Genomic DNA, 17,212 nt, shown 5'->3' on the forward strand with positions numbered 1-17,212 from the left:
TACTTGGGGTTATTTTCCATCACGATGATGGAAACACGCCTGGGCCGGCGGGGCCGCAGGTCTCACCTCGAGTCGGTCAAGGACACCAGGCGCGTGCTTATTCCCGGGCCCGGGCCGCGGTGTCGTCCGACCTGGTCGATGCGGCGATTTCGGTGCTGACGTCGAGGTCGTCATGATGGAACGGTGAAGGTCGACATCGAAGCACCCACCCCCGAGCTCACCACGCAGCTCATCGACGGGGCGTGCCGAGACGTCGACCCGCACGTGCCGTTCGGTCTCTACCTGCATGTCCCGTTCTGCGCGACGCGTTGCGGCTACTGCGACTTCAACACCTACACCGCGGGGGAGCTCGGCTCGACGTCGTCGCCGGAGTCCTGGCAGGAGGCGGTGGCCGCGGAACTGGAGTCGGCGGCGCGGCTGCTGGCGCCGACACGGAAGGTGTCGACGATCTTCGTCGGCGGCGGAACTCCATCGCTGCTCGGCGCCGACGGACTCACCCGCCTGCTCGACTCGGTGCGCGCCAATTTCGACCTCGCCCCCGGCGCGGAGGTCACCACCGAATCGAACCCGGAGTCGACGTCGCCGGCATTCTTCGAACAGCTGCGATCGGCCGGGTTCACCCGCATCTCGCTCGGCATGCAGTCCGCCGCCCAGCACGTGCTCAAGGTGCTCGACCGGGTGCACACCCCGGGGCGCGCGGTCGCCGCGGCGCGTGAGGCGCGGGCGGCCGGCTTCGACCACGTCAACCTCGACCTGATCTACGGGACCCCCGGGGAGACCGACGCCGACCTGCACGCCACCCTCGACGCGGTGCTGTCCGCGGACGTCGACCACGTGTCGGCCTACGCGCTGATCGTCGAGGACGGCACCGCGTTGGCGCGTCGGATCCGGCGCGGCGAGATGCCCGCGCCCGACGACGACGTGCTCGCCGACCGCTACAAGATCCTCGATGATCGGTTGGGCGCCAACGGTTTCAATTGGTACGAGGTGTCGAACTGGGCGCTCGACGACGCCGGTGCGTGTCGCCACAACCTCGCCTACTGGAACAGTTCGGACTGGTGGGGGATCGGCCCGGGCGCGCACTCGCATGTCAACGGGGTGCGCTGGTGGAACGTGAAGCATCCGGCGCGCTACGCGCAGACGCTCGGTGAGGGCGTGCTGCCCGCGGCGTCGTCGGAGCAACTCACCGCCGCGGACCGCCACATGGAGGCGGTCATGCTCACCACGCGACTCCGCAGCGGGCTGCCGGGACGGCTGCTCGACGACGCCGAACGCGCAAACGCCGAAAAGCTCTGTGCCGACGGCCTGCTCGCCGCGACGGGCGACGCCTACGTCCTCACCGACGCCGGCCGGCTGCTTGCCGACGGCGTCATCCGCCGCGTGCTCTGGGGTTGAACCCGGGACTACCAGGGTCGTTCGGGGCGCGGCGGGCTCGTCCAGCCGGTCGATTGGCGTCCCCGACGGTGTGCACCACCGCTCCCGGGGGATTCGGGCGCACCCCGCGCCGGCCGGGCCGGTTCGGGCGGGACGTCGATGACCCGGGGACGCGCCGGGATCTCGGCGGTGTCGTCGAGCTGCTCCTCGAGAGGGCGGGCCCCCTCGGAGAGATCGAGGGCGTCGAGGTCGAGGGTGCGTGCGTGGATGATGTTGCGGTTACGCAGCGCCGAGCGCACCGCGCGGTGGAGTCCGTCCTCGAGGTAGAGATCGCCCTCCCAGCGGACGACGTGCGCGAAGAGGTCGCCGTAGAACGTCGAGTCCTCGCTGAGCAGCTTGTCCAAGGCCAGCACCTTGGTGAGCGTGATCAGCTGGTCGAGTCGCAGCTGTCGCGGTGGGATCTTGGCCCAGCCGCGCGTCGACAGCTTGTGGTCGGGATAGGGCCTGCCCTCCCGCACCCCCTTGAAGATCATGGAACCCCGCGCCGATTTCGTAGTATGGAACGTACCCAGTATGGGACGTACCCCAACTCTATGGCCCAACCCCATGGACCGGGACTCGGATCAGGAGGTGTACCGCGTGTCCACAACGGATGACCGTCGATTCGAGATCCTCCGCGCGATCGTGACCGACTACGTCGAATCGCAGGAGCCCATCGGATCGAAGGCACTCGTCGAACGGCATCAGCTCGGGGTGTCGAGCGCAACCGTCCGCAACGACATGGCGGTACTCGAGGCCGAGGGATACATCACCCAGCCGCACACCAGCTCGGGTCGTGTCCCCACGGACAAGGGCTACCGGATGTTCGTGGACCGCATCAGCGAGATCAAGCCGCTGTCCTCGGCGGAGCGACGCGCCATCCTGTCTGTGCTCGACTCCGGCGTCGACCTCGACGACGTGCTGCGACGGTCGGTGAAACTGCTGGCCCAGCTGACCCGTCAGGTGGCCGTCATCCAGTACCCGGTGCTGTCGGCCGCGCGGGTCCGCCACCTCGAGGTCGTGTCGCTCTCGCCGTCGCGGCTGTTGCTGGTGGTGATCGTCGACAACGGTCGCGTCGAACAGCGCATGGTCGCGCTGAACGAGGATCACGACGAGGAGGACATCACTCGTCTGCGCGACATGTTCTCCGCGGCGCTGCACGGCAAACGGCTCGCCGAGGCGTCGGCGGCGGTCGCCGAACTCGCCAACTCCGCACCCGACGACATCCGGGGCGCGGTCCTCAACATCGCGACGGTTCTCGTCGAGACCCTCGTCGAACGCGGCGACGACCGCCTGGTGCTCGGCGGCACCTCGAACCTGGCACGGTCGGCGGCCGACTTCACGCCGGTTGTCGGCGGTATGGACACCGTCCTCGAAGCCCTCGAGGAGCAGGTCGTCGTGCTCAAGATCCTCGCCACGACACAGGACATGGGCCAGGTCACAGTGCAGATCGGAGAGGAGACGCAGACCGAGAACCTGCGTGGGACCTCGGTGGTGTCCACAGGGTACGGTGCATCGGGAACCGTGTTCGGCGGCGTCGGTGTGCTCGGCCCCACACGGATGGACTATCCGGGAACCATCGCCTCGGTCGCAGCCGTTGCCAAATACATCGGTGAGGTGCTCGCCGAACGATGACCGCCGCCCCCGGCGACGGACTTCGGGTGAGGGCCCCGACCGGTCGACGGCAGAATCGAGTGGTTCCACTGCGCACCGCGCGGGCGTGCGTCCACACCGATGGCGTGCACCGCGTGGGCACCAACTGAGACCGCTTGGGTACCGATTGAGATTTGAGGATCACAACAACCGTGGCACGTGACTATTACGCAATCCTGGGTGTGGCGAAGGGTGCCAGTGACCAGGAACTCAAGCGCGCCTACCGCAAGAAGGCACGCGAACTGCATCCCGATGTCAACCCGGGCAAGGAAGACGAATTCAAAGAGGTCAGCACCGCCTACGAGGTGCTGACCGATCCGGAGAAGCGACGCATCGTCGACGCCGGTGGCGACCCCCTCGCGGGTGCGGGCGCCGGCGGTTTCGGCGGCTTCGGCGGTGGCGGCGGCGGTTTCGGCGACGTCTTCGAGGCCTTCTTCGGCAACGGCGGCGCCTTCGGAGGTGGCGGTGGTTTCGGGTCGGGGCGTGGTCCCCGCTCGCGCGTCCAGCCGGGTGAGCCCGCACTCGTCAACCTCAAGCTCGATCTCGCCGAGTGCGCCAAGGGCGTCAACAAGGAGATCACCGTCGACACCGCGATCCTGTGTGACGTGTGCACCGGCTCGGGAACCAACGGCGACAGCAAGCCGGTCGCCTGCGACACCTGCCACGGTGCCGGCGAGATCCAGTCGGTGCAGCGCTCGTTCCTCGGTCAGGTCATGACCGTCCGCGAGTGCCCGACCTGTCACGGCGTCGGCGAGGTCATCCCCGATCCCTGCCACAAGTGCGGCGGCGACGGTCGAGTGCGCTCGCGTCGCACCATGACTGTCCGCATCCCGGCCGGCATCGAGAGCGGCATGCGGGTCCGGCTCAGCGGCCAGGGCGAGGTCGGCCCCGGCGGCGGTCCGGCCGGCGACCTGTACGTCGAGGTCACCGAACGTCCGCACGAGGTCTTCCTGCGCGACAAGGACGACCTGCACTGCACCCTGAAGGTCCCGATGGTCGACGCCGCGCTCGGCGCCGAGTTCGAGGTCGAGACCATCCTCGGCGACCCGGTCACCGTCAAGATCGACCCGGGTACGCAGCCCGGCCAGGTGGTCAAGCTTCGCGGCCAGGGCATGCCGCACGTCAGCTCGGGTGTCCGGGGCAACCTGCACGTGCACCTCGACGTGGTCGTCCCGACCAAGCTCGACCATGCCCAGACCGACGCCCTCAAGAAACTCAAGAAGGTGGCGCAGGACGAGATCGAGGTGGTCAACACCTCGGCCGCGGCCGCTCCGGGCGGACTCTTCTCGAGACTGCGCAACGCGTTCGCAGGCAAGTGAGCCCACCGCTTTTCTGGGCGGACTCCGTCCCCGCCCCGGGTGCCGACCTCATCCTCAGCGGGCCGGAAGGCCGGCATGCGGTGACGGTCGCGCGCCTCGGGGTGGGGGAGCGCATCCTCGTCGGCGACGGCGCCGGATCGGTGGCCGGATGTGAGATCCGGGAGATCACCGGGAAAGACACGCTCGTCGCGTCGGTGCGTGAGTTCTCCTTCGAGGCGCGGCGCACCCCGCAGGTGACCCTCGTGCAGGCGTTGCCGAAGTCCGAACGATCCGAACTGGCCGTCGATCTCGCGACCGAGGCGGGTATCGACGTGATCGTGCCGTGGCAGGCGATGCGCTGTGTCGCACGGTGGACGGGCAAGGCGGAGAAGGGCGTTGCCAAGTGGCGGGCAGCCGCGTCGGCGGCCGCGAAGCAAAGCCGGCGACCCTGGATTCCCGAGGTCACCGACCTCGCCACCACCATCGACGTCCGCGCGCGGTGCGCCGATGCGGTCGCCGCCGGTGGTGTGGTCGCGGTGCTGCACGAGGAGGCCGCGCGGCCCCTCGCCGAACTTCCGCTCGCCGATGCGAGCGAGATCGTGCTCGTCGTCGGCCCCGAAGGCGGACTCGACGACGCCGAGGTCGCCGACCTCACCGCGCTCGGTGCGCATTCGGTGGTGCTCGGTCCCGAGGTGCTGCGTACCTCGACCGCGGCCGCGGTGGCACTGGGTGCGATCGGCGTGCTGACCGGACGGTGGTCGAGATGAGTGGGGTCCGACGCTGCGCCGTACGACGCACCAAGATCGAATACGGCACCGAGCCTTCACAATTCGGCCACCTCTACCTGCCTCGCGACGGCCTCGATCCCGCGACGCCGGCCCGGGTCGTCGTCCTCGTCCACGGCGGCTCGTGGTCGGTGGAGTACGGCTCGACGATCCAGACCGCGGTCGCGCGCACGATGGCCGAACGCGGTGCCGTTGTGTGGAACATCGAGTACCGCCGCGTCGGAGAGCCGGGCGGCGGGTGGCCGAACACCGGCCGCGACGTCGTCGACGCGATCCGCGCCCTCGACGGTCCGGTGCGCGATGCGCTGCAGGAGCAGGACGTCGACCTCCGTGCGATCGACTTCTCCTCGGTCGGCGTCGTCGGACACTCGGCCGGTGGGCAGCTCGCGGTGTGGGCGGTCGGCAAACTCGGCGCGCGCACCGCATCGACCACCATCACCACCGTCGTCGCGCAGGCGGCGGTCCTCGACACCGTCTCCGCGGCGGACAAGGAGTCTCTGCGCGATCTGATGGGCCGGCCGTACAGCGAGTCGCCGCGCCGCTACGAAGAGGCGTCGCCCATGCTGGCGCCGGTCTTCGACGCGCACGTCGTCGCGATCACCGGTGACGAGGACGACCTGGTGCCCGACATCGTCAGCCGTCGCTACGTCGACGACGCCATCGCCCGCGGACAGTCTGCCGAACTGATCGTCGTGCGGGGCGAAGGACATCAGGCGTTCGTCGACCCGCGCACGGGCTGTGCGCGGCAGACGATCCGGGTGCTGGGGATCTAGGGTCTCGGCCCTCGTGACTCGGCCCTTCGTGACTCGGCCTCGTGACCAGGGGCAGGGTCGTCAGCCATGACTGACCAGTCCACACCGGTGCCCGAATGGGCGAGGCTCCGCGTCCGGACCCGCTGGACATATGTGGCGTTGGCCCTCTTCGGAGCCCTCGCACTCTTCTGGCTGTGGCGGCTGGGGCGAGCGCTGTCTGACGGCCGTTTCATGGATGCAGCCTTCTATGTGTGCGCGTCCGCAGCTTGCGCAGCGGTCCTCTGGGCGTCTGGGCTCGTGCTGAGGAACCGGGCGCGGTCCACCGCGGCTCCGGGGGCGGCCGAGACGGTACCGGGCGGGATTCGGTTCGCGACCTCGCGTCGACTGCGGATGGCGTATCGAGTGTCTCTGACGCTGATCGCGGTCTCCTCCGGTTTGTTCGCCATCGGGATGTGGTTGGGGCAGTTCGATTTTCCGATGAGTCCGGGACAGGCTTCGGTCTTCCCCTGGATCACAGCCGCGATCGCCGCATACTCCGCCATCGCCCTCGCCTGGTTCGCGACGGGACTCCTGCGATACCCGAGCATCGAGGTTTCGACTGCCGGTGTGGACGTCACCGGGTTTCGGCTGAAGCAAACGGTCGAGTGGGACGACATCGCAGACATCGTTCCGCTCGCCGACGGCAAGAATCCGGAGATCGGCATCGTCCTGAGAGATCGGGCACGAGCCGGCGTGGAGATCTTCTACCGGGGGCCCTTCGCCCCGGGGTACATGCAGGCTCAGGGATCGGTCCGGATCACCGCCGATCTCTTCGCCGTCGGTGCCGCGCCACTTCTCGACTTCCTCGACTACTACGCATTCAGTCCGGAGGATCGCGCCGAGTTGGCCGATGGTCGAGCACTGCGCCGGTTGGCTGCGATGGGCCAACCGACACTCGACGGTTGACGGTCAGGAAATATTGCCTGCTGATCGGCCGTTGCATAGCGATACACTGGCCATACAACTGTGCGTTTCCTTCAGTGAATCCTCACTGCGAATCAGCGGACACGCGCAGGCCACAACCGCAGACCACCAGGAGTGATTTCATACGTGAGTGACGACAACCCCGACCCGAGCGGGCAATCCAGCCGAACGCAGCCGCGCCGGTCTGGGGTCACATCCACCGTCGAAGTCTCTCCCGGAGTGGTGTTCGGGCTGCTCGGTGCCAGTGACGTCAACCTTCGGACGCTCGAGCAGCTGCTTCCCGCCGACATCCATGTGCGCGGCAACCAGGTGACGTTGACCGGCGAGCCCGCCGATGTCGCCGCCTCCGAACGCGTCATCGCCGAACTCACCGACCTCGTCGGGCGTGGCACCCCGCTGACCCCGGACCTCGTCCGGCACAGCGTGTCGATGCTCTCCGACGGTGGCCAGGAATCGCCCGCCGAGGTGCTGTCGCTGGACATCCTCTCGCGCCGCGGCAAGACGATCCGGCCCAAGACGCTGAACCAGAAGCACTACGTCGACGCCATCGACGACAACACCATCGTGTTCGGGCTGGGTCCGGCCGGCACCGGCAAGACCTATCTCGCGATGGCCAAGGCCGTGCAGGCCCTGCAGTCGAAGTCGGTCAACCGCATCATCCTCACCCGCCCGGCCGTCGAGGCCGGCGAACGCCTGGGCTTCCTGCCGGGCACGCTGAGCGAGAAGATCGACCCGTATCTGCGCCCGCTGTACGACGCCCTGCACGACATGATGGATCCCGAGGCGATCCCGAAGCTGATGGCCGCCGGGGTCATCGAGGTGGCCCCGCTGGCCTACATGCGCGGCCGCACCCTCAACGACGCCTTCATCATCCTCGACGAGGCGCAGAACACGACGAGCGAGCAGATGAAGATGTTCCTGACGCGCCTGGGCTTCGGCTCCAAGGTGGTCGTCACCGGTGACGTGACCCAGGTCGACCTGCCGGGCGGTGCGAAGAGCGGTCTGATGGCGGCGACCGCGATCCTCGAGGGCATCGACGACATCCACTTCTCCCGGCTCACCAGCCAGGACGTCGTGCGGCACCGCCTGGTCGCCGACATCGTCGACGCGTACGGTCGTGCGGAGGAATCCCAGCGCACCGGTGCACGCATCGACGCCGCGATCGGCGGCAACCGCGCGGCGCGTCGCGCGGCTTCTCATGGGCGTCGCTCATGAGCATCGAACTGGCCAACGAGTCGGGGGTCGAGGTCCCGGCCGAGCTGATCGTCGACGCCGCACGGTTCGCGGTGAATGCGATGGACGTGAACCCCGCCGCGCTGCTGTCGGTCCTCTGTGTCGACGAGGACACCATGGCCGACATGCACGTGCAGTGGATGGACCTGCCCGGACCCACCGACGTGATGAGCTTCCCGATGGACGAACTCGTCCCGGGCGGCCGTCCCGACGCCACCGATCTCGGTCCGGCGATCCTCGGCGACATCGTCCTGTGCCCCGAGTTCGCCCAGAAGCAGGCCCGCGAGGCGCGTCGCTCCTTCGAGCACGAGCTCGCGATGCTGACCATCCACGGTGTCCTCCACCTTCTCGGCTACGACCACGCCGAACCCGAGGAAGAGCGCGAGATGTTCGGGCTGCAGAACGAGATCCTCGACGCCTTCTACGCCGAACGGCACCGGCGCGCGCAGGAACAGCGCCAGACCGACCGTGACTCGCGGTTGCTGTCGAACATCGGATTCACCGGGACCGAACAAGGGACCGGAGACGCGGGGACGACCGGACGGTCCGAGGAAGACTGAAAGTGTCCCACGACTATTGGTTCATAGTGGCCGCAGTCGTCCTGATCGCGCTCGGCGGACTGTTCGCCGCGGTAGACACCGCGGTGTCCACGGTCTCCAACGCGCGTGTCGACGACATGGTCCGCGAGGGCCGCGCCGGCGCCCGACGCCTCGCCATCATCCTCGACGCCCGCGCCACCTATGTTGGCCTGGTGGTCCTGCTTCGTGTGGTCTGCGAGACCGCGGCCGCCGCGCTCATCGCTCTGTCCGCTACCGAATGGCTCGGTGTCGGCTGGGGACTCGTCGTCGCCATCACCGCGATGACGGTCATCTCCTACGTCGCCATGGGCGTCGGGCCGCGCACCCTCGGCCGCCAGCACGCGTACACCATCGCGCTGTCGATGTCGTATCTGTTGTCGGCGCTGGGCATCCTGCTCAAACCGGTGACCCGGCTCCTCATCCTCATCGGTAACGCGCTGACCCCGGGTCGCGGTTATCGAAACGGCCCGTTCGCCACCGAGATCGAGCTGCGCGAGGTCGTCGACCTCGCCGAGGCGCGGGGTGTGGTGGCCGCCGACGAACGCCGGATGATCCACTCGGTCTTCGATCTCGGCGACACCAGCGCACGCGAGGTCATGGTGCCGCGGCCGGAGATGGTCTGGATCGAGGCCGACAAGAACGTTCTGCAGGCCACCAATCTCGCGACGCGGTCGGGACATTCGCGTATCCCGGTCATCGGCGAGAACACCGACGACGTGCTCGGCATCGTCTACCTCAAGGACATGGTGCAGCGGACGGTCGCCAAACGCCTCGACCCGACGACGCTGCGCGTCTCCGACATCATGCGCGAGGCCGAGTTCATCCCGGACTCCAAGCCGCTCGACAAGGTCCTCGCCGACATGCAGCTCACGCGCAACCACATGGCGATCCTCGTCGACGAATACGGCGGCATCGCCGGGCTGGTGACGATCGAGGACGTCCTCGAGGAGATCGTCGGCGAGATCACCGACGAATACGACACCGACGAACTCGCGCCCGTCGAGGACCTCGGCGACGGCTCGTACCGGGTGTCGGCACGGCTTCCCGTCGAGGATCTCGGCGAGCTGTTCGACGTCGAGATCGAGGAGGAAGAGGTCGAGACGGTCGGCGGACTCGTCGCCCTCGAACTCGGTCGCGTCCCGCTGCCCGGGGCAAGGGTCAAGTCCCACGGCCTGCAGCTCGTGGCCGAGGGCGGTCCCAACCGCAAGGGACGTCAACGCATCATCACGGTCCTCGTCACGCGCGTCCCCGGGACCGACGACGACGGCCGGGACTCGCACCGGCACGAATCGGCGAGTGGTCGAGGGCATTCCGGCCGGCAGGGTCGCCATGACCGCACCGCGGCCCGCGAACACGAGGACGAGTCCCATCGCAACAACCACGAGCAACCGACAGCAAGGATGAATCAGTGACCGAGACCCTCGCCGACGAGGATCAGAAGCTCGTGGTGCTCGCACGTGGAGCACTCGCACGCGCCGAGGCGCGGTCCGGAGCGGCCGTTCGTGACGGCGACGGCCGCACCTACGCGGGCGCCGAGGTCCGCACCAAGACCCTCACGCTGAGTGGCCTGCAGGTCGCGGTCGCCTCGGCGATCTCGAGTGGAGCCACCGCCTTCGAGGCGGCGGTGCTGGTCAACGGCGACGCCGACGATCCCGGTCTCGCGACCCTGCACGAACTGAGCCCGCAGGCCTACGCCTACGTCACCGACGCAGCCGGCCGGCCGCAGCAACGACTCGGCGGCGCCGATGTCTGAGTCCGCCCCCGAATTCCGTTCCGGCTTCGTCTGTTTCGTCGGCCGCCCGAACACCGGCAAGTCGACGCTCACCAACGCGCTGGTGGGGGAGAAGATCGCGATCACCTCCAACCGGCCGCAGACCACGCGTCACACCATCCGCGGCATCGTCAACCGGCCCGACGCGCAGCTGATCCTCGTCGACACCCCGGGTCTGCACCGACCGCGCACACTGCTCGGCAAGCGGCTCAACGAACTGGTGCGCGACACGTACTCCGAGGTCGACGTGATCGGCGTCTGCATCCCGGCCGACGAGGCGATCGGCCCCGGCGACCGTTGGATCATCTCCCAGGTCCACGAGATGGCGCCGCGCACCACGCTTCTCGGCGTCGTCACCAAGATCGACCGGGTCGGCCCCGAACAGGTTGCCAAGCAACTCATGGCGCTCTCCGAACTCCTCGGCCCCGACGCCGAGGTGGTGCCCGTGTCGGCGAAGTCGGGCAAGCAGCTCGACGTCCTGAGCGACGTGCTCGTCAGCCTCATGGAAGAGGGCCCGGCGTTCTATCCCGACGGTGAGCTCACCGACGAACCCGAACAGGTCCTCATGGCCGAGTTCATCCGCGAGGCCGCCCTCGAAGGCGTCCACGACGAACTGCCGCACTCGCTCGCCGTGGTGATCGAGGAGGTCATCGACCGCGAGGACCGGCGTCCGGACCAGCCGCCGATGGTCGACGTCCACGCGGTGCTCTTCGTCGAGCGGGACAGCCAGAAGGGCATCATCATCGGGCGCAAGGGAGCACGCCTGAAGGAGGTCGGTACAGTTGCGCGCGCACAGATCGAGCGGTTGCTGGGGACAAAGGTCTACCTGGATCTGCACGTGAAGGTCGCCAAGGACTGGCAGCGCGACCCCAAGCAGCTCCGCCGGCTGGGCTTCTAGACGAGAAGATTGACGGCACCGTCCTCGCGGACATGGGCCGCGGGGGAGGTACGTCGATGGGAACGCACGAGTCGCAGGAGGCCTCCGAGACAGGTCACGGAGCGCACGAGGCGCCGGAGATCGAGGAACCGACCGGACGGACCATCGCCGGGGTGCTCGGATCGCCCCGGTTCTGGCTCGCTCCGCTGATCCTCGTCGCGGTGCTGTTCTCGCTCATGGCCGCGCTGTACATGTCGGCCGTCGTCGACCCGCAGCGCCACCTCCACGACTTCCCGATCGCCCTCGTCAACGAGGACTCCGGTGGCGAGGTGACCGGCGCCGACGGCAAGGCCACCAAGCAGAACATCGGCGATCAGGTCGCCGACGGCATCATCACCTCGGCCGCCGACAACGGCATCGTCGTCCGGCGCACCGACCGGTCGACCGCTCTCGGCGAACTGAACAGCGGCAAGGTGTACGGCGTCGTCATCATCGGCTCGAACTTCACCAATCGTGCAGTGGCGCTGGGACGTTCGACGGTGCTCCCGGCGCAACCGACGCGTCCCGCCATCGACATCTTCATCAACCGCGGGTCCGGCGCCTTCGCATCGTCGATCACCTCGACCTTCGCCGAGCAGGTGACCACGCGGGTCAACGCCGAGGTCGGACAACAGCTGACCGCGCAAGTGCGCGATCAGCTCGACCGCAACGACGTCACGTTCACCGGTGCCGCCCAGCTCGCGCTCGCCAGTCCGGTGGCGGTCTCGGTGACGGAGCCGACGCCGCTGCCACAGGGCGCCGGAAACGGATTGTCCGCGTTCTACCTCACGCTGCTGCTGGTGCTGGCGGGCTTCACCGGCGCGATGATGGTGAGCATCGTGGTCGACGGCATGTTGGGTCAGACGCCCATCGAGTACGGCCCGTTCTACCAGCTCCGCGAACGCCTCGCGATCAGCCGCTGGGCGACGCTCGCCGCCAAATGGACCATCATGTTCCTCGTCTCGGTGGTGCTCTCGACCCTGTTCATCGCGGTCGGCTCCTGGGTGGGCACCTCCTTGCCGAACGCCTTCGTGCTGTGGCTGATCTCGATCCTCGCGATCTTCGCGGTCGGGGTGAGCGCGAGCGCGATGATGGCCGTCTTCGGCAACGCCGGTCTGCTGTTCAACCTCGTGTTCTTCGTCGTGTTCGGCCTGCCGTCGTCGGGCGGCACACTGCCGCTCGAGGCGAGTCCGCGGTTCTTCGAGTGGATCGCCGCTATCGAGCCCATGCACGTCATCTACCTCGGCGTGCGATCGGTCCTGTACTTCGACGCCGACCTGTCCGCCGGACTCGCGCGGTCGGTCATCCAGTGCTTCATCGGCCTTCTCCTCGGCGTGCTGCTGGGCATGCTCGGGACGAAGTACTACGACCGCAAGGGCTGGCACCGGTACCCGGGCGGCATGACGCTCCCGCCGAAGCTGGACAAGATCGTCAACGCGGGCTGAGCGGGATCTGCGCTCCGCCCCTTTCCGCGGAAACCTGGCACGGTGGATGCATGGGTACGTCGGTGGAGATGTCGATCGCGGAGATGTCGGCCGCTCTGCACGACCTGCGGGACGAACTCGACCGTGCAGAACAGCTCGCCGGCCCGCTGATCTCCGCGGTCGCCGAACAGCATCGGCAGAGTGCGCGCAACCTCGTTCACTACGTCACGGTGCGGCGTCGCGATCTGCGTCCGCTGCAATCGTCGATGGCCGCCCACGGGCTGTCGAGCCTCGGCCGGATGGAATCGATCGTCTACTCCTGGATAGAGACGGTCATCGAGACCGTTGACGCTCTCGCCGAAGGCCGACGCAGACACCCGATCTGGGGCGATCTCTCCGACGGGGTGCGGATTCTCGGCGCCAACCGCGACCAGTTGTTGGGCAGCGTGCACCCGGGTGGGGCCGACGACGTGACCGCCGACCGGCCCGGCGACGAGCACGGTGAACGGGCCAGTCGGGTGATGGTCACGATGCCGACCCAGGCCGCCGACGACCCGGATCTGGTGCGACGCATGGGCGAGGCCGGGATGGATGTGGCACGGGTGAACTGCGCACACGACGGACCCGCCGAATGGGCGCGGATGATCGAGTCGGTGCGCGGACTCCCCGGGCGTGTGCGCGTCGCGATGGATCTGGCCGGACCCAAACTCCGCACCGGACCGCTCGAACCGGGGCCGAAGGTGGTGAAGGTGAAACCTGTCCGAGCCGACGACGGGACCGTCGAACGCCGATCGCGGGTGCGGCTGAGTACGACCCGGCCCGGTCCCGATCACGCCCTGCCCGACGGCATCGACGCGATCATCCCGGTCGACGACCTCGGCGCGGTGTCCGAGGGCGACCGACTCCGGCTTCGCGACGCACGCGGTCGCCGTCGACGCCTGGACGTCGTCGCGGTGTCCGGAGCCGGGATCGACGCCGAATGCGATCGCACCGTCTACTATCGGACCGGGTCGTCGATCACGGTGAAACGCGTCCGCGGGAAGGCCCTCGCCGTCGGGGACCTGCCGGAGAAGCGTCAGCATCTGCTGATCCGCACCGGCGACGAGATCCGGCTCCAGCGTGACCTCACGCCCACACCCGCGACCAGGGTCGGACCACATCGGATCGGATGCGAACTCGGGGACGCCTTCGACGACGTCGAACCGGGGCACCGGGTGCTGTTCGACGACGGGAAGATCGCCGGACGCGTACGCGAGAGGCTCGACGACGAGATCATCGTCGACGTCGAACGCGCCGGCCCGAAGGGTTCCAAGCTGCGAGCCGAGAAGGGCGTCAACCTCCCGGACACGACGCTGCACATCCCGGCGCTGACGCCCGAGGATCGTGCGGCGCTCGAGTTCGTGGCGACTCACGCGGACATGGTCAACTACTCGTTCGTCCGGTCACCGGGCGACGTCGCCGATCTCATCTCCGAACTCGAACGCCTCGACGCGCGCAACGTCGGGATCGTGCTGAAGGTCGAGACCCGCGCCGCCTTCGAGTCGCTGCCGCAGATGCTGCTCGAGGCGATGCGATGGGATGCCGTCGGCGTGATGATCGCGCGGGGCGACCTCGCCGTGGAGGTCGGGTTCGGCCGGCTGGCCGAGGTGCAGGAGGAGATCCTGTGGCTCTGCGAGGCCGCGCACATTCCGGTCATCTGGGCCACCCAGGTTCTCGACGGCCTGGCGAAGAAGGGCGTTCCGTCGCGTGCCGAGGTCACCGACGCCGCGATGAGCCGCCGTGCCGAGGGGGTCATGTTGAACAAGGGTCCGTACATCGTCGAGGCCATCGAGGCGCTCACCTCGATCCTCGACCGGATGGGCGGCCACGTCGAGAAGAAACGGTCGCTGCTCCGTCCGCTCACCTCGTTCGACATCAGCCCGCGCTGATCCACTGCTATTCGAGCAGCCCCGAGCTTGCGAAGGGCATGTCGGGGGCGGCGGTGTCGGTGGACGGTGGGACAATCGGCGGGTGAGGTTCTACCGGGATGAGGCCGTCGTGCTCCGCCAGCACAAGCTGGGCGAAGCCGACCGCATCATCACCCTGCTGACCGCGGAGCACGGGCTCGTGCGCGCGGTCGCCAAGGGGGTGCGCCGGACACGGTCGAAGTTCGGCGCCCGCCTCGAACCCTTCGCCCACATCGACGTGCACCTGTACCCGGGACGCAGCCTCGACGTCGTCACCCAGGTGCACAGCCTGCACGCCCTCACCGACGCGATCGTCGCCGACTACGGGCGCTACACGACGGCCTGCGCGGTCCTCGAGACCGCCGAGCGGCTGGCGGGTGAGGAACGCGCACCCACCCGCCAGCTGCATCGCCTCACGGTGGGTGCGTTGCAGGCGCTGGCCGAGGACCGTCGGCCGCGGGAACTGATCCTCGACGCCTACCTGCTGCGGGCCATGTACAGCGCAGGCTGGATGCCCGCGCTGGAGGAATGCGCGCGCTGCGCCAACCCCGGTCCGCACCGGGCCTTCCACGTCGCCGCAGGCGGAGCGGTGTGCCTGCACTGCCGACCCCCCGGCTCGGCCACCCCGTCGCCCGGCGTGCTCGACCTCATGGACGCGCTGTTCCAGGGCCAGTGGGAACACGTGGAGGAGTCGTCGAACTCGCTGCGCCGCCAGGCCAGCGGCCTCACCGCCGCGCATCTGCAATGGCATCTCGAACGTCAGCTCCGAACCCTGCCGCTCATCGAACGCACCGCGCCTCATAGGCTGATGGAAACGGGTGTCGAGCCAGTGGTGGATGACGGGGTGAGGAGAGTCGACGATGGCGTTGCGGCCGGGTAGTTCGTCGAAGGGACGCAAACCGACGAGCCCACGCACTGAGGTTCGTCCCCCCGACCCCCATCCCAGCGGAGCGCGACCCCCGGCCATTCCCGCCCAGTTCGTACCCAGGCACGTGGCTCTGGTGATGGACGGCAACGGCCGCTGGGCCACCGATCGCGGGTTACCGCGCACCGAGGGGCACAAGCGCGGCGAGGCCGTCCTGATGGACACCGTCTGCGGCTGCATCGAACTGGGCGTGGGCTGGCTGTCGGCGTACGCCTTCTCCACCGAGAACTGGTCCCGCAGCCCCGAAGAGGTCCGCTTTCTGATGGGCTTCAACCGCGACGTCATCCGCCGACGCCGCGACGAGATGCACGAGATGGGTGTCCGTGTCCGCTGGGCGGGTCGCCGACCCCGCCTGTGGCGCAGCGTCATCCGCGAACTCGAGATCGCCGAGGAACTGACCAAGGACAACACCGTGATGACGCTGACGATGTGCGTCAATTATGGTGGCCGCGCCGAGATCGCCGATGCCGCCCGCGAGATCGCCCGTCGCGCCGCGCGCGGCGAGATCGATCCCGAACGCATCACCGAGTCGACCTTCGCGCGCTACCTCGACGAGCCCGACATGCCCGACGTCGACCTCTTCCTGCGGCCGTCGGGGGAGCAGCGCATCTCGAACTTCCTGCTGTGGCAGTCGGCCTACGCCGAGATGGTCTACCAGGAGAAGTTGTTCCCGGACTTCGACCGCCGCGATCTGTGGGACGCCTGCCTGGAGTACGCCTCCCGGGACCGTCGCTTCGGTGGGGTGAAGCCGTCGTGACCGATGCCGCCGCACTGCTCGAACGTGCCGCCGTCATCGTGGCCGAGCTCGGCCCCACCGATCGTCCCGACGCGGAATCCGTTGTGGTGCAGGTCGGTCCGACGCGTGCGTCGATCCGAGTGCTCACGCTGTCGGACGGCCTCGACGTTCTCGCCGTGACCCAGATGGTCGCCATGGACCTGCCCAACACCCCGACCCTGCGTGACGACGTCGAAGCCTTCGGCGCCCAGATGAGCTTCGGCAGCCTCCGCCGCTCGGACCCGGCCGGCGTCACCACTGATGTGTTGCAGTACTACACGTTTCCCGCCGGACGACTCGACGACCTGCCACTCCTGACGGTCCTGCACATCGTGCTCGCCGCCGGGGTCGACGCCGCCGAACGCCTGGTCGCGAAGTAGCTTCCCGGGCCCTGTTCCGAACCCGCCCCTGGAAAAGACCCTCTACAGGGCGCTCGATGGGCGGATTCAACCGGTGGCTGCAACAGCGGGATCGGTTGGTTCTGAGCGTAGTAGTTCGTCGAGCTTGTAGGCGGGGCTGCGGAAGCCGTGTCGTTTGCGGGGTCGGCCGTTGAGTTCGGCGGCCACGTTAGCCAGGATGCCGGGCCCGTGGAATGACAGGTCGGTTCCTTTGGGGAAGTACTGGCGCAGCAGGCCGTTGGTGTTCTCGTTGCTGCCGCGCTGCCAGGGGCTGTGCGGGTCGGCGAAGTAGATCGGCAGCCCGGTGGCTGCGGTGATCGCGGTGTGTAACGCCATCTCCGTACCTTGATCCCAGGTCAACGACCGCTGCAGGATCTCGGGG

18 protein-coding genes are annotated in these 17,212 nt (G+C 68.2%); 16 read left to right on the forward strand and 2 right to left on the reverse strand.

Annotated features, from left to right (window positions below):
* Nucleotides 1–183: 183 nt before the first annotated feature.
* Nucleotides 184–1,395: a radical SAM family heme chaperone HemW gene (hemW, locus tag GONAM_RS05425; RefSeq protein ID WP_006865772.1), complete on the forward strand. Its 1,212-nt coding sequence runs from the start codon at nt 184–186 to the stop codon at nt 1,393–1,395.
* 8 nt (nt 1,396–1,403) lie between these two features.
* Here hemW and GONAM_RS05430 read toward each other — a convergent pair whose 3' ends face one another.
* Nucleotides 1,404–1,907: a type II toxin-antitoxin system VapB family antitoxin gene (locus GONAM_RS05430; protein ID WP_006865773.1), complete on the reverse strand. Its 504-nt coding sequence runs from the start codon at nt 1,905–1,907 to the stop codon at nt 1,404–1,406.
* A 106-nt stretch (nt 1,908–2,013) separates the two neighbouring features.
* Here GONAM_RS05430 and hrcA point away from each other — a divergent pair, with 106 nt between their 5' ends.
* The 15 genes from hrcA (at nt 2,014) to GONAM_RS05505 (ending at nt 16,812) form a co-directional block, all read left to right on the forward strand.
* Nucleotides 2,014–3,048, forward strand: coding sequence for a heat-inducible transcriptional repressor HrcA (hrcA, locus tag GONAM_RS05435; protein WP_040535500.1), 1,035 nt, complete (start codon nt 2,014–2,016; stop codon nt 3,046–3,048).
* A gap of 170 nt (nt 3,049–3,218) precedes the next feature.
* Nucleotides 3,219–4,385, forward strand: coding sequence for a molecular chaperone DnaJ (dnaJ, locus tag GONAM_RS05440; RefSeq protein ID WP_006865775.1), 1,167 nt, complete (start codon nt 3,219–3,221; stop codon nt 4,383–4,385).
* Nucleotides 4,382–5,131 carry a 16S rRNA (uracil(1498)-N(3))-methyltransferase gene (locus GONAM_RS05445; protein WP_006865776.1) on the forward strand — a complete coding sequence of 250 codons (750 nt, stop codon included), beginning with the start codon at nt 4,382–4,384 and terminating at the stop codon, nt 5,129–5,131. The genes dnaJ and GONAM_RS05445 overlap by 4 nt, the downstream gene beginning before the upstream one ends.
* Nucleotides 5,128–5,922 (forward strand): alpha/beta hydrolase family protein, encoded by a 795-nt coding sequence (locus tag GONAM_RS05450; RefSeq protein ID WP_006865777.1) that lies wholly within the window; start codon nt 5,128–5,130, stop codon nt 5,920–5,922. The genes GONAM_RS05445 and GONAM_RS05450 overlap by 4 nt, the downstream gene beginning before the upstream one ends.
* Nucleotides 5,923–5,988: 66 nt before the next feature.
* Nucleotides 5,989–6,846, forward strand: a complete 858-nt coding sequence (locus GONAM_RS22895; RefSeq protein ID WP_006865778.1) for a hypothetical protein — start codon at nt 5,989–5,991, stop codon at nt 6,844–6,846.
* Between the two features lie 144 nt (nt 6,847–6,990).
* Nucleotides 6,991–8,079, forward strand: a complete 1,089-nt coding sequence (locus GONAM_RS05460; protein WP_040535464.1) for a PhoH family protein — start codon at nt 6,991–6,993, stop codon at nt 8,077–8,079.
* A complete protein-coding gene (gene ybeY / locus GONAM_RS05465; RefSeq protein ID WP_006865780.1) occupies nt 8,076–8,657 on the forward strand; it encodes an rRNA maturation RNase YbeY in 582 nt (193 codons plus the stop codon). Before GONAM_RS05460 ends, ybeY begins: the two co-directional genes overlap by 4 nt.
* Nucleotides 8,658–8,659: 2 nt before the next feature.
* Nucleotides 8,660–10,087, forward strand: coding sequence for a hemolysin family protein (locus GONAM_RS05470; protein WP_006865781.1), 1,428 nt, complete (start codon nt 8,660–8,662; stop codon nt 10,085–10,087).
* Entirely contained in the window at nt 10,084–10,428 is a 345-nt protein-coding gene (locus GONAM_RS05475) for a cytidine deaminase-like protein (protein WP_006865782.1), read from the forward strand. Before GONAM_RS05470 ends, GONAM_RS05475 begins: the two co-directional genes overlap by 4 nt.
* Nucleotides 10,421–11,344, forward strand: a complete 924-nt coding sequence (gene era / locus GONAM_RS05480; RefSeq protein WP_006865783.1) for a GTPase Era — start codon at nt 10,421–10,423, stop codon at nt 11,342–11,344. Before GONAM_RS05475 ends, era begins: the two co-directional genes overlap by 8 nt.
* Nucleotides 11,345–11,400: 56 nt before the next feature.
* Nucleotides 11,401–12,807 (forward strand): YhgE/Pip domain-containing protein, encoded by a 1,407-nt coding sequence (locus GONAM_RS05485; protein WP_006865784.1) that lies wholly within the window; start codon nt 11,401–11,403, stop codon nt 12,805–12,807.
* A gap of 50 nt (nt 12,808–12,857) precedes the next feature.
* A complete protein-coding gene (locus GONAM_RS05490) occupies nt 12,858–14,714 on the forward strand; it encodes a pyruvate kinase (RefSeq protein WP_006865785.1) in 1,857 nt (618 codons plus the stop codon).
* An 82-nt stretch (nt 14,715–14,796) separates the two neighbouring features.
* Nucleotides 14,797–15,612, forward strand: a complete 816-nt coding sequence (gene recO, locus GONAM_RS05495) for a DNA repair protein RecO (RefSeq protein ID WP_040535466.1) — start codon at nt 14,797–14,799, stop codon at nt 15,610–15,612.
* Nucleotides 15,593–16,414, forward strand: coding sequence for an isoprenyl transferase (locus GONAM_RS05500; RefSeq protein WP_006865787.1), 822 nt, complete (start codon nt 15,593–15,595; stop codon nt 16,412–16,414). The genes recO and GONAM_RS05500 overlap by 20 nt, the downstream gene beginning before the upstream one ends.
* On the forward strand, nt 16,411–16,812 hold the full coding sequence (locus GONAM_RS05505) for a hypothetical protein (RefSeq protein ID WP_006865788.1): 402 nt from the start codon (nt 16,411–16,413) through the stop codon (nt 16,810–16,812). Before GONAM_RS05500 ends, GONAM_RS05505 begins: the two co-directional genes overlap by 4 nt.
* A gap of 66 nt (nt 16,813–16,878) precedes the next feature.
* Here the strand turns inward: GONAM_RS05505 and GONAM_RS05510 are convergent.
* Nucleotides 16,879–17,212, reverse strand: a 334-nt coding sequence (locus GONAM_RS05510; protein WP_006865789.1) for an IS30 family transposase, incomplete at its 5' end; no start/stop codon positions are given.

Origin of the sequence: Gordonia namibiensis NBRC 108229 (assembly GCF_000298235.1) — a bacterium.
Classification (GTDB): Bacteria; Actinomycetota; Actinomycetes; order Mycobacteriales; family Mycobacteriaceae; genus Gordonia; species Gordonia namibiensis.

Excerpts from the sequence above, each read along its gene's own strand:
- GONAM_RS05490 (WP_006865785.1), top strand. The coding sequence starts at position 12,858 with ATGGGTACGTCGGTGGAGATGTCGATCGCGGAGATGTCGGCCGCTCTG.
- GONAM_RS05450 (WP_006865777.1), top strand. The coding sequence starts at position 5,128 with ATGAGTGGGGTCCGACGCTGCGCCGTACGACGCACCAAGATCGAATAC.
- GONAM_RS05485 (WP_006865784.1), top strand. The coding sequence starts at position 11,401 with ATGGGAACGCACGAGTCGCAGGAGGCCTCCGAGACAGGTCACGGAGCG.
- GONAM_RS05500 (WP_006865787.1), top strand. The coding sequence starts at position 15,593 with ATGGCGTTGCGGCCGGGTAGTTCGTCGAAGGGACGCAAACCGACGAGC.
- GONAM_RS05430 (WP_006865773.1), bottom strand. The coding sequence starts at position 1,907 with ATGATCTTCAAGGGGGTGCGGGAGGGCAGGCCCTATCCCGACCACAAG.
- era (WP_006865783.1), top strand. The coding sequence starts at position 10,421 with ATGTCTGAGTCCGCCCCCGAATTCCGTTCCGGCTTCGTCTGTTTCGTC.
- GONAM_RS22895 (WP_006865778.1), top strand. The coding sequence starts at position 5,989 with ATGACTGACCAGTCCACACCGGTGCCCGAATGGGCGAGGCTCCGCGTC.
- ybeY (WP_006865780.1), top strand. The coding sequence starts at position 8,076 with ATGAGCATCGAACTGGCCAACGAGTCGGGGGTCGAGGTCCCGGCCGAG.